Here is a 12500-nt window from a genome sequence, read left to right as displayed (position 1 = left end):
TTGGGGGAAATAAATGAAACTTATATTAATATTTGGCCCACAAGCAGTTGGAAAAATGACAGTGGGGCAAGAATTAGCAACATTAACCGGTTTAAAACTTTTTCATAACCACATGACAATTGATTTAGTAAGTCCAATTTTTGATTACAGTACGAAAGAAGCAAAAAGACTAGTAAGTTTATTTCGTAATGAAATATTTGAAGAAGTATCTAAAAGTGATTTATCTGGAATGATTTTTACGTATATATGGGCATTTGACCTCCAAGAGGATTGGGATTATATACATCATGTAGAAAATATTTTTGAATCAAAAGGTGGGACAGTGTATTTTGTAGAGCTGGAAGCGGAATTAGATGAAAGATTAGAACGAAATAAAAGCCCGAATAGATTAGAACATAAACCGAAAAAAAGAGATATTGAGTGGTCTGAAAATAATTTGAAAGAAACGATGAAAATGCATAGATTAAACTCTCTTCATGGTGAAATTGAAAAAGAAGAGTATATAAAAATTAATAACACGTATTTGAGTGCAAAAGAAGTAGCGGAAATGATTAAAGAGAAGTTTCAATTGTAAAATTCCCGAAGTCTATTTCGTTTCTATTGTCCAAGCATTCTCCTACTAATTACATATACTATTTATGTTAAAATCGGTCACTATTTTAGATGGTGCTATTTTAATATATATAACTATGCAGGGAAGAGGGGAGAATAAATTTGGAAAACGTAGAACAAGATAGAATTGAAAATCAAGTGTATTCAAATCGTGTAGTAAGATCAGAATTTGATGCGAATTGGGAAACTTGTATATCAAAGAGTGGTTATGTAATTTATATAGCAACAAGTAATAATGCTGAAGTAATAGTGCTTCTTGCAGATGGTTCAAGTAAATTATTAATTTTCGAAAAAGGCGGTAAAGTAGTTGTAGGTGGCGGTGGAACAAGTCATTACAGTAAGCCGCATATTGCAAGAAATATTTAAGATAGAGCATGTTAATTAAGAAGAAACTAGAAAACGGTTGTCATTCATGTTTAGGGCATGATAGACGAACCGTTTTTTATTTGTTTATAATTTTAGAAGAACTTCATTGATTACAAATACATCGAGATGAGCAGCGAAATTAGAAGAAAACTTGGCGGGTAATGGTACAAAATATTATGTACATTTGCAAGAATCTTACAGCGATATAAAAAAGCATTTCCTATTTGGGGAAACACTACTTCTATGTTATAGTATAATAGTGTTTTTAGATGGTACTATTTTAATATATCTATAATTTTGTTATGTATTATTTTCATATTAAATTAGCACCTAAAGTATTTTTTTATATAAGGAGTAGTAATTAGAGAAATGAAAAATATAGACTTTATACTAGAAAGTGACGAAGCATTAAAACCGTCTGAACGATTAGTACTATTATTATTAGAGAAGCATAGAATGTTATATACGAACGATCTATTGGCATTATCAAATTTATCATATAAAACATTAACAGATGCATTAACGGCGCTAGTTTTAAAATCGTATGTGTTAAAGGAAACAGGTAAGGGAAGAAGACAGAATTGCTATAGATTAGTATGATAAGGCAGCTGTTTTAGAAACTTTTACATATGTTTTTTCAATTGTAAGGTGAAATTGTATTTTTGTTTTCGAACGAAAAATTTACTATAAGAGGGGCTAAGATAGTAGCGTTTCATTTTTGTAAATATAATTATTCTATCATTGAAAATACAAAAATAAAATAAACCGCATAAAACAGAAATAAAAAAACAATCCATTTTTAAAATGGATTGTTTTTTTATTGGAATAATATTATTTGATATGTTGAAAGCATAAATAGCAGAATAAACATTACCTGTTTTAGTTCATGCAACTGAACAAATATGATGAAAACTATGTGTATAGTTTTTTGCTTGCTTTTTCAGTCATTCTAATGAAATCATGGTCTTCATTGTTTAAAGGCAGTATTTTTAACATTATTGCTATTCAGCATTAAGCACAAAAAGTGATATATAATATTATTATGTAAACTTAAGGTTTTAAAAGGAAAATATAATAATGAATAGAACATGTAGAAGGAGATGCTTAAATATTTTGAAGGATGGGAGATTATTATGGAGCATTTACAATCAATAGCACAAGCTGTTATAAGTGGTAATAAGGAAAAAGTAGTGAAGTTTATAAAGGCGAGTCCAAGTATTGTTAACGAATGTAGTGAAGATGGATGGACACCACTTCATTTAGCAGCTTATTTTGGACAGAAAGAAATAGCGAGTTTTCTTTTAGAAAGTGGTGCAGATATACATAGTAGAGCGAAAAACGAAAATGAAAATACGCCTTTGCAAGCAGCAATTGCGAACAAGCAAAGTGAACTTGTTGCTTTCTTAATTGAAAAAGGATTAGATGTAAATATTATGCAAAGTGGTGGCTGGACAGGACTTCACGAAGCGGCATTATTAGGAAATGAAGAAATAATTATGTTACTCCTTAAAAATGGAGCTAATAAGATGATAAAGAAAAATGATGGGAAAACAGCGTATGATATTGCATTAGAAAAAGGATATGATCATCTATTACATCATTTGAAACAGGAAGTGAACTTATGATGAATAAATGGAGTGTTGGTATATTTTTATTTAATGAAGTAGAAGTGTTAGACTTTGCAGGGCCATTTGAAGTTTTTTCTGTAACTGAGGTGAATGAGGAAAAACCATTTACTGTTTATACAGTTAGCGAGAATGGGGAAATGATTACAGCAAGGAACGGATTGAAGGTACAGCCAGATTATAGTATTGAAAATTTACCACCAGTGGATATTTTAATAATTCCGGGTGGGCTAGGTGCTAGAGAATATGAAATAAAAAATGAAATAGTAATAAAATGGATTCGCCAACAAATGAAAGAAGTAAAGCTGATGACTTCAGTTTGTACAGGAGCGCTATTACTGGCGAAAGCAGGTTTATTGGAAGGTTTAAAAGCAACAACACATTGGGCTAGTATTGAAAAGTTTAAAAATGAGTTTCAAAATGTTGAAGTTATAGAAAATGTAAAGTTTGTAGATGAAGGACATATTATAACATCTGCCGGAATTTCAGCTGGAATTAATATGGCATTTCATATTGTGAAAAACTTGTTAGGTGTGCATGTTGCGGAGGACACAGCGAAGCGAATGGAGTATGATATTAGTTTCCCAAATTAAAAAGCCCGAATTGGGCTTTTTATATTGAATGAATATAGTTAAGCTCTTCATCACTCAACATAGGGCGAACAGATGCATTTGCATTTTCTTGTGCTTGTATTCCTGTTTTGGCACCAGGAATTACAACACTTACTGCCGGATGAGAGAGTACATAGCGAAGTGCAAGTTGCCCTAAGGTCTGATTTTTATTTGAGAGCAACCGAAGTTTCTTTACAGTTTGTAAGTCTTCTTGAAACCAAGTTTCATTTGGCCAATCTTTGCGTAAATCTCCATCCGGAAAAATTGTTTTATTTGTGAATTTTCCAGTTAAAATGCCCATTTTTAATGGACCACGAATAACAGCTCCTAAATTTTTCTCTTGTAAAAATGGTAATATATCTTTTTCTGGTTTTCGATTTAATATATTGTAATCAAGCTGTACGATATCAATTTCGTTGTTGTTATTGAAATGATGAATGTATTGTAAATCATGAGTCGAAACACCGACTGCCCTTACTTTTCCATCACGTTTTAATATGTCAAATGCACGTAGAAATGCTTCTGTTTCTCTACGATTATGCCACCAAATATGACAAAAATAAAGATCAATATAATCTGTTTGAAGACGTTGTAAACTTGTTTCAAATACGGCGATGATTTTTTCGGGAGTATCATATACAGGAACTCCATTAGGGTCGTAGTGGTGTCCGATTAAACCACCTTTCGTTGATAGGATAATATCATTACGATGTCCTTTAATCGCGGTAGCCACCAACTTTTCACTATGTCCTAAACCATACACATCCGCAGTATCAATAAAATTCACACCACACTCAATTGCTTTTTTTATAGCAGTTATAGATTGTTTATCGTTAACAGGTCCCCATTCATCACCACCGATTGCCCATGCCCCAAAACCTATTTCAGAAACAGTTATTCCAGTTTTACCTAATGTGCGGTAATGCATATTTCTCCTCCTTGTAAGCATGTTATAACATGGATATGTGGGGTAAGAATTTTGTGTGTGAAAAAACTCTTCTACAATAGTAGAAAAAGAATTACAGAAACTACTATTTTATAGCAGCATGTATAAAAAAAAACGGTGTAAATGTAGAAATGTCGTCGAATGCTATCTTTAATTGGTTAATTTATGGGATATTTTTGTGAAGGAGTTTATTTTATAAGAATAGAATTTAGTTTAGTAAGAAAACGTGCCGATGGTAGTGAAAAATATGGGTTAGGGGGATTTGAATGAGGAAACTCAAACGAGTAAATGTTCCTAATATACCAGAACAATCATCACAACCTAGTGACAAGCGTAGGGTAAATAAAAAGAAGTTAAGGCGTCTTATTTTAATGGTCCTTTTTATTGCAGCAACTACTCTGTACGTTCAATATATTTTAACGAAACAACAAGAAGTAATTGATAAAAAGAAAGATACGATTATGGATCAAAAGAAACAATTAGTATCTTTAAAGAAAGATAAAGATTCTTTAAAGACTAACATAGAAAATTTAACAGACGATGAGGAAGAAATTTTGAAGTTAGCGAGAAAAGAGTATCAATTTTCTAAGTCAAATGAAACTATATTTGTGATGCCAAAGTAATAAAAAACAGTTAGCCATTGAACTGCACCTCCAATTGTTAGACACCGTCTAACAATTGGAGGTGCAGTTTTTTATGTATGAATGTCATGGTACAAGGAACAATCACATATTGTAAAAATGAAGAGTTTAAGCTGTTTTCATAAATATGGAATATACACTAAAATAAATGTTGTTAAAATTCTGTCAATTATATTATAATACAAGGTAAGCGGATACATTTTTTAATCAACGTTGAGTTCCTCGCTCATACGACTATTAAGAAACCCGTTATCCTCGTATAAGAAAGGAAGATAGCTGTGTACGCTTCAAATACAATTTATATCGTAGGGGATGCGAAAGCACCTCAAAATAATCCCATTACTGAAAAGTTTAAAAGCTATTTCGTAGCATTTATCCTTGTTAAGGATACAGGGGAAATTGTAGATGCAGACTGCTCAGCGACAATTGCATTAACATCTCAATTTGTTAAATATTTATTTCTACATAAAAATATAAATGACCCGGCGTTAGTAATGGAAGTAAAGAACCGATATTTCGGTTCTTCTCAAAAAGCGTTACTTGTAGCGCTAAAAGATGCACAGAAAAAATATAATCAGCTTGCTGCTTTGTCTACTCAATCATAGACAAAATCCAGCCGTAAGAATCATTCTTATGGCTGGATTTTTTTATTTCACATTATCGTCCTACATTAAAAGTAAACGAAAATAAAGTAGAGAGATAGGAGAGTAAATGCCCAATGGGTTTACCTAATAATCCGTGGGTATAAATCTCCGGTGGATTAAAATTTCATTTCATTGGAGAACGAAAGGATGAACAAAATGAAAATTACAGATGTAAAAGTAAATCGTAGACGTGTAAAACTGCATACACCGTTTAAAACCGCGCTTCGTACTGTAACCGAAATTGAAAGTATAGATGTTTATATTCATACAGACGAAGGAGTGATTGGTAAGGGGGCTGCAGCCGCAACGCCAGTTATTACGGGGGATTTCACCAGCGGAATGGAAGAAGCGATTTTAGGGCCGATGCGTTCATGTTTAATTGGTCAAAATATCATTCAATTTCAGCAGTTACTACAGCGCATTCAAATGAGTTGTATTGGAAATTCAAGTGCGAAAGCAGCGGTAGATATCGCTTTATATGATGTATATTGCCAATATCAAAATGTGCCGTTATATGCATTGTTAGGCGGGAAGAAAGAAATTCATACCGATATTACAGTGAGTGTGGATGAGCCTGTATTAATGGCAAAAGAAGCGAAGAAACATATAGAAAAAGGATTTCAAACATTAAAGATTAAAGTGGGTAAAGAGGCGCATTTAGATTTGGAACGTATTGAGGCAATTCGAAATGTGGTACCAAGAAATACGACATTACGTTTAGATGCGAATCAAGGTTGGAGTCCAAAAGAAGCGGTCTCTATCATTCAAGAGATGGAAAATCGTAATTTAAATATAGAATTTATTGAACAACCAGTACACGCGAAAGATTGGGATGGGTTAAAGTACGTCAAAGATCGTGTGCAAACGCCAATTATGGCCGATGAAAGTATATTTTCAGCAAGTGACGCATTAAAGCTCGTTCAAGGAAGATATGCAGATTTCATTAATATTAAATTAATGAAATGTGGTGGCATACGTGAAGCATGGCGTATTGCTGATATCGCAGAAACAGCTGGTGTGAAGTGTATGGTGGGCAGCATGATGGAGTCTTCACTTTCCGTTAGTGCTGTTGCGCATTTAGCGGCAGCGCATCCTAATATTCATTATTTTGATCTTGATGCACCGCTTTGGTTAATGGAAGAGCCAGAAGGAATGACTTATTCTGGATCAAAGGTAAACCTTCAATCGACAGTGAATAGTAAATCTTAGGAGAAGAGACAAGTAAACTATCTTTTAAGGGGGATATATATGAAAAAAGTAGGAACTGCATTTTTAACAACTTTATTTATATTTTCATCGTTTACATCGGCAAATGCTGAAGAAAAGAAGGATAATAAAGCATTTATAGATGTATCTGCTGCAACGTTATGGACAGCACCTGATTCATTAAGACCAATCGATACACCGAGTGCAACAAATCCAGTGGATCTATGGAAATGGACGAAATCAATGACACTTGACGAGAAACTATGGTTAACAAATGCAAATAAATTAGAAACACAAGCTTTACTCGGTCAAGAAGTAACTGTTATTGATAAGAAAGGTGAATGGGTGAAGGTATTAGTGCATGGACAGCCAACACCACGAAATGAAGAAGGTTATCCGGGCTGGATGCCTGAAAAACAATTAACATATAATCAAGAATTTGCAGATAAAACAAATGAACCTTTTGTCTTAATAACCAAACCAACAGCGATTTTATATATAAATCCTTCTGAAAAACATAAATCACTTGAAGTCAGTTATAATACAAGACTGCCGCTATTAAGTGAAGACACAATTTCATACCGTGTATTGTTGCCAAACGGTCAGAAAGCATGGCTACGAAAAAATGATGGAACAGTTTACCGATCTCAAACTGATATTCCAACTCCGGCGGCCAATGATTTAATTAACACAGGGAAAATGTTTTTAGGCTTACCGTATATATGGGCTGGTACAAGTGGTTTTGGATTTGATTGCTCTGGCTTCACACATACGATCTATAAATCGCACGGCATTACAATTCCGCGAGATTCTGGACCGCAATCAAGAGCAGGGGTTGCAGTTGATAAAGAAAATCTACAAAAAGGAGATTTAATTTTCTTTGCACATGATCAAGGGAAAGGTAGTGTCCATCACGTTGCAATGTATATTGGTGATGGCAATATGATTCACTCACCAAGAGCTGAAAGGTCGGTAGAGATTATACCGCTAAATACACCAGGATATATAGAAGAATACGCTGGTGCTCGTCGTTACTTACCTGAAAAATAGAAGGGGGTTTTTAAATGAAAAAAGTTATTCGTTACTCATTAGTTAGTACTCTATTAGTTTCTTCATTTTTAGTTGGTTGCGCAAAAGAAAAAACTGCAACAAAGCCGAAAGATGAGAAGAAAGTATTACAGTTACTAGAAACAGGTGAAATTCCGTCGTTAAATTCAGGGAAAGTAACAGATGCAGTCTCGTTTAACGTTTTGAATAACGTAATGGAAGGACTATTTCGTCTATCGAAAAATGATGAAATAATTGAAGCCGGCGCACAAAAATATGAAGTGAGTAAAGATGGAAAAACATATACATTCCAATTGCGTGATGCGAAATGGTCTAACGGAGAGCCAGTAACCGCTCATGATTACGTATACGCTTGGAAGCAATTGATAAATCCAGATACTGCTTCTCAATATGCATACATTGCGTACGATGTAAAAAATGCTGAGAAGATAAATAAAAAACAACTAGGTCTAGATGAATTAGGAGTAAAAGCGAAGGATGATAAAACATTCGTCGTAGAGCTAGAACATCCTGTACCGTATTTTACGAAATTATTAATTTTACCATCCTTCTATCCAATTAAAGAAAAATATGCAAAAGAGCAAGGTGATAAATATGGATTAGAAGCAAATAAAGCGGTATATAATGGACCGTTTACATTATCAGAGTGGAAGCATGAAGCTAGCTTTACAATGAAGAAAAACGATAAGTATTGGGATAAAAAAGAAGTGAAGTTAGATGAAGTAAACTATCAAATTGTAAAAGAAATTTCAACTGCGGTAAATTTATATGAAACAGATAAAGTTGATAGAGCTGTTATTTCTACAGAATTCGTAGATAAATATAAAAATAATAAAGAGCTAAAACAATATACAGATCCAGTTATGTACTTCTTCCGATTTAATGAAAATGTACCGATTCTTAAAAATAAAAATGCACGTCTTGCGCTAAGTACAGTTTTTGATAAGAAGGGACTCGCAGATTCATTTTTAAATGATGGATCGGTTGCAGCAAACTATTACGTACCAAAAGGATTTTTAAAGGGGCCAGATAAAAAAGATTTTAGAAGTACGGCAGGTGAGTTTAATAAAACTGATGTAAAAAAAGCGAAAGAATATTGGGAAAAGGCAAAGCAAGAAACAGGTACAGATGAAGTGACGTTAGAACTATTAAATTATGACTTGGAAAACTTTAAAAAAGTTGGAGAGTACATTAAAGAGCAGCTTGAGAAAAACTTACCAGGATTAAAAGTGAATGTGAAATTACAACCACATACGCAAAAATTAGCACTTGAGAAGAAGAAAGAATATGAAATGTCGTTATCACGCTGGTTACCGGATTATCCAGATCCAATGACTTACTTAGAAGTATTCCTTTCTGGAAGTAGCGTCAATAATACAGAATATGCAAACCCAGAATATGATGCGTTAATTAAGAAGATTAAAACAGAATTAGGTAATGATGAAAAGGCCCGCTGGAAAGCAATGCAAGATGCTGAAAAAATGCTACTTGATGATGCAGTAATTGCACCGGTATTCCAGCGTGGATTATCTTACTTACAAAAACCATATGTGAAAGATTTATATGTACATCAATTTGGTCCAGCTACAAGTTTAAAATGGGCAGATGTACAAAAATAAAAGAATGGAGAAACAGACTTCATGTATGTGATAGTCTGTTTTTCTTATTTAAAGTTAGAAAAATAGTTCATGGTATAATTTATTAGTCTGTAAACAGTATTTGGAGGGGAAATGATGTCTATGTTTGAAGAAGAGAAAGTAATTTATACAAAAAGATTATTTATGAGGAAACCAATTGTAGAAGATATTAATCAGTTTTATAACATATTAAAAAAAGATACTGTTGGCAAATGGTTGGCTAAATCAAGAGGAATGTCGAAGGAAGAAACAAATGATTATATTGGGCAACTTATCTTACATTGGGAACAGTATGACTTCGGGGTATGGTTGTTATTTAATAGTGAAACAGGAAAGCTTTTAGGACATTGTGGTTTAAGAAAGGTAGATGAAACAGGTGCAATAGAAATTATGTATCTCCTTGACCCAGAACATTGGAGGAATGGGTATGCATTAGAAGCAGCAGAGGCTTCCATTAAATATGCAATAGAGACTCTGAATGTAACAAGAATAATTGCTAGAGTTAAAGTAGCAAATGAGAGCTCGAAAAAACTTTTACGAAAGCTCGGGTTTATATATACTCATGAAGTTAATCATAGCGGGCGTTTATTATCATATTTTGAACTTCATACATCATCCGAAGAATTCTAGACATTTCATATGTTTTTTTATTGTTAAAAAATAAAATTATTACTAAAATTCCAGTGTGAAATTTATGTAGAATCTTGTATAATTAACATGTTTCTATGGAAACATTTTCTTGCGCTATTTATATAGGGCTTAATAGAACAAGGAAGGAAATACATACATGTATATAATAGATAAATAGAATGGAACATGTATAGAGACAAAGGAGAGAAAAGATGACGTGTCAAAAACAAGGGTTACAATTTAATAACGATAGAAAGAGGGACAGAAGATGAAAATGAAGCATGCTTTTGGTCCTATAATTTTAGCATGTGTGCTTTTTTTCATTATCATTCTAATCCCATCGAAAAGTTTAGTATCGCTTATTAGTGATAAGAAGGTAGAAGATGCGGCAACTTCTTTACAAAAAGAGAAATTACAAAGTGTTTTCTTACAGCAAAAAATGTTAGAGAATTCACAGTATTTACCGATGTACGGTTCATCAGAATTTTTACGAATGGATGCATATCATCCGTCTAATTATTTCAAAGTAAATCCAGCTGGTTTTACACCGTTTTTAATTGGAACTGGCGGTACACAAAGTTTAGCTCATATTTTAAATATGACATCTACTATGGATGAATTAGAAGGTAAAAAAGTAGTCTTTGTTCTTTCACCACAATGGTTTACAAAGACTGGTGTCTCACAAGGGGATTTCACTAATAATTTCTCCAAACAACAAGCATATCATTTTGTTTTTAATGATGAGATAAATCCAGGAATGAAAAAGCAAATCGCGAAACGGCTATTAGATTATAAAGTTGTTCAAGAAGATGATATATTAAAAAATTCATTAGAAGGTATTGTATATAATGATACGAAACATAACATAAAAGCAGGTTTAGTTAAACCACTTGCTTATATGCATCGAAATATTTTAAATCATAGAGATATATTTAACTCTTTATTTAAAATCGAACCGATGAAGGAGAAAACAAATATCAGACTTCGTTCAATTTCTTGGGAAGACGCACGTAAACACGCAGAACAAGAAGGGAAAGCTGAATCTACTACAAATACATTCGGAATTGAAAATCCGTATTATCATAAGAATAATCTGAAGAAAAAACTAAAAGGTTTAAAAAACTTTAGAGCAAATGAAACATATGATGAATCACCAGAATACGATGATTTACAAATTATTTTAGAGTTATTTAAAGAGAAAAATGTCAAACCACTCTTTATTTCTGTACCTGTAAATGGGCCTTGGTATGATTATACTGGCTTCCCGAAAGAACGCCGTGAAGTGTATTATAAAAAAGTTCGAGAACAGGTTGAGAAAGCAGGATATCCAGTAATTGATTTCTCTGGTCATGAATATGATAAGTATTTCTTAAAAGATACGATTCATTTGGGCTGGAAAGGTTGGATTTATTTTGATGAAGCAGTGCAGAAATTTTATTCTGAGAAATAAAGTATAGAAATCGGAATGGCTATGAGCCGTTCCGATTTTTTTAGTATAGAGGATTTTGGTGAGGACAATTTGGGAATGCATGTATATCTTGAATCTGTCTATAATCATAATGTTTCATTGCAAACTGAGCTTGATAAAGGTATTCATACACATATAATTGACCATCATGCGCTGAACATAATACACCAGAAGTTCCTTGCCCATTTATGAAGGAAATGCCGATAGGGCGGCCGATTAAGTACGGTATTTTTTGCTGCCAATGCATAGGGGAATCACTCCTTTTTGAGATAATATACGAAAGAAATGATCAAATGGTTGCTTATCCATGTAAATGTAGATGGAAAGGTATTATATAATTCCTGAAGATTAATTCATATATAAATAAAAAACCGCTATAATTCCGAATGAATTTATAGCGGTTTTTATTATATTCTTAAGCGAGATTTTTACGCTTTTTTGTCCATTTTTTTATAACGAAGTATAAAAGTATAAGTACGACGCCACCAATTGCGAATGATTTCACATACGGACCAGCAATATCGTTTATATTCTCCCAATTTTCACCTAGTTTTTCACCTAAATAAATGAAAATAATAGACCAAGGGATAATCGCAAGTGCTGTTAATGTAGTGAAACGTAGTAATGGCATTTTTGTAATACCAGCAGGAATTGAAATCGCATGACGCACTACTGGAATGAAGCGTGCTGTAAAAATGACGCCAGTTCCGTAACGATTAAACCAATCTTCTGCAGCATCTATTTGTTTTTTATGTATGAAAATATATTTTCCGTAACGTTCTAATATAGGGCGTCCGCCGTATCGTCCAAGCCAATAAATAAAGATTTGAGCAATAACACCGCCAATTGTACCGAATACAACAGCGCCTATAAATGAGATACTTCCATTGAATACTAAGTATCCTGCATAAGCAAGGACAATTTCACTTGGGATAATTTCAATCATAAGTCCAAGCATAATGCCCCAATAACCTAATCCTTCAAAAAACGTTAATACTGAATGAATAAAACTACTTAACATTGTTGCACCTTCTAGTTTATGAATT

Annotated in this window: 15 protein-coding genes; 12 read left to right on the top strand and 3 right to left on the bottom strand. The window is 33.1% G+C overall.

All coding sequences use genetic code 11. The features are described from left to right. Window positions 1-13 precede the first annotated feature (13 nt). The 5 genes from BLT20_RS11245 (at window position 14) to BLT20_RS11225 (ending at window position 3196) form a co-directional block, all read left to right on the top strand. The gene (locus BLT20_RS11245) at window positions 14-574 is read left to right on the top strand and encodes an AAA family ATPase (RefSeq protein ID WP_000767065.1); all 561 of its coding nucleotides are present in this window, start codon (window positions 14-16) and stop codon (window positions 572-574) included. A gap of 140 nt (window positions 575-714) precedes the next feature. Further along, entirely contained in the window at window positions 715-978 is a 264-nt protein-coding gene (locus BLT20_RS11240; protein ID WP_000432421.1) for a hypothetical protein, read from the top strand. Between the two features lie 369 nt (window positions 979-1347). Next, a complete protein-coding gene (locus tag BLT20_RS11235; protein ID WP_000789029.1) occupies window positions 1348-1578 on the top strand; it encodes a hypothetical protein in 231 nt (76 codons plus the stop codon). A 533-nt stretch (window positions 1579-2111) separates the two neighbouring features. After that, entirely contained in the window at window positions 2112-2603 is a 492-nt protein-coding gene (locus BLT20_RS11230) for an ankyrin repeat domain-containing protein (protein ID WP_000400680.1), read from the top strand. Continuing rightward, on the top strand, window positions 2600-3196 hold the full coding sequence (locus tag BLT20_RS11225; protein ID WP_000981423.1) for a DJ-1/PfpI family protein: 597 nt from the start codon (window positions 2600-2602) through the stop codon (window positions 3194-3196). Before BLT20_RS11230 ends, BLT20_RS11225 begins: the two co-directional genes overlap by 4 nt. Before the next feature lie 19 nt (window positions 3197-3215). On the opposite strand, the gene BLT20_RS11220 is transcribed toward BLT20_RS11225, so the two are convergent. Then, window positions 3216-4142 carry an aldo/keto reductase gene (locus BLT20_RS11220; protein WP_000559360.1) on the bottom strand — a complete coding sequence of 309 codons (927 nt, stop codon included), beginning with the start codon at window positions 4140-4142 and terminating at the stop codon, window positions 3216-3218. Between the two features lie 284 nt (window positions 4143-4426). Here BLT20_RS11220 and BLT20_RS11215 point away from each other — a divergent pair, with 284 nt between their 5' ends. The 7 genes from BLT20_RS11215 to dltD all read left to right on the top strand — a co-directional run bounded on the left by BLT20_RS11215 (window position 4427) and on the right by dltD (window position 11436). Beyond that, window positions 4427-4783: an FtsB family cell division protein gene (locus BLT20_RS11215; RefSeq protein ID WP_001228741.1), complete on the top strand. Its 357-nt coding sequence runs from the start codon at window positions 4427-4429 to the stop codon at window positions 4781-4783. Window positions 4784-5079: 296 nt separating this feature from the next. Further along, window positions 5080-5406 carry a DUF3870 domain-containing protein gene (locus BLT20_RS11210; protein WP_000271313.1) on the top strand — a complete coding sequence of 109 codons (327 nt, stop codon included), beginning with the start codon at window positions 5080-5082 and terminating at the stop codon, window positions 5404-5406. A gap of 186 nt (window positions 5407-5592) precedes the next feature. Then, window positions 5593-6654, top strand: coding sequence for a dipeptide epimerase (locus BLT20_RS11205; RefSeq protein ID WP_001038463.1), 1062 nt, complete (start codon window positions 5593-5595; stop codon window positions 6652-6654). A gap of 39 nt (window positions 6655-6693) precedes the next feature. Next, window positions 6694-7701, top strand: coding sequence for a C40 family peptidase (locus tag BLT20_RS11200; protein WP_000755418.1), 1008 nt, complete (start codon window positions 6694-6696; stop codon window positions 7699-7701). Between the two features lie 14 nt (window positions 7702-7715). Next, window positions 7716-9338: a peptide ABC transporter substrate-binding protein gene (locus tag BLT20_RS11195; RefSeq protein ID WP_000755966.1), complete on the top strand. Its 1623-nt coding sequence runs from the start codon at window positions 7716-7718 to the stop codon at window positions 9336-9338. 114 nt (window positions 9339-9452) lie between these two features. Continuing rightward, window positions 9453-9986, top strand: a complete 534-nt coding sequence (locus BLT20_RS11190) for a GNAT family N-acetyltransferase (protein WP_000061617.1) — start codon at window positions 9453-9455, stop codon at window positions 9984-9986. A 268-nt stretch (window positions 9987-10254) separates the two neighbouring features. Next, the gene (dltD, locus tag BLT20_RS11185) at window positions 10255-11436 is read left to right on the top strand and encodes a D-alanyl-lipoteichoic acid biosynthesis protein DltD (protein WP_000782310.1); all 1182 of its coding nucleotides are present in this window, start codon (window positions 10255-10257) and stop codon (window positions 11434-11436) included. Window positions 11437-11476: 40 nt separating this feature from the next. On the opposite strand, the gene BLT20_RS11180 is transcribed toward dltD, so the two are convergent. Then, on the bottom strand, window positions 11477-11701 hold the full coding sequence (locus BLT20_RS11180; RefSeq protein ID WP_000558689.1) for a hypothetical protein: 225 nt from the start codon (window positions 11699-11701) through the stop codon (window positions 11477-11479). Window positions 11702-11869: 168 nt separating this feature from the next. Then, window positions 11870-12475, bottom strand: coding sequence for an undecaprenyl phosphate transporter UptA (locus BLT20_RS11175; protein ID WP_000952913.1), 606 nt, complete (start codon window positions 12473-12475; stop codon window positions 11870-11872). Window positions 12476-12500 lie beyond the last annotated feature (25 nt).

This window comes from Bacillus sp. cl96, from assembly GCF_900100505.1.
Lineage (GTDB): Bacteria > Bacillota > Bacilli > Bacillales > Bacillaceae_G > Bacillus_A > Bacillus_A cereus.
Note: the sequence above shows the minus strand (reverse complement) of the source record. Positions and strands in the feature narration are given on the sequence as shown.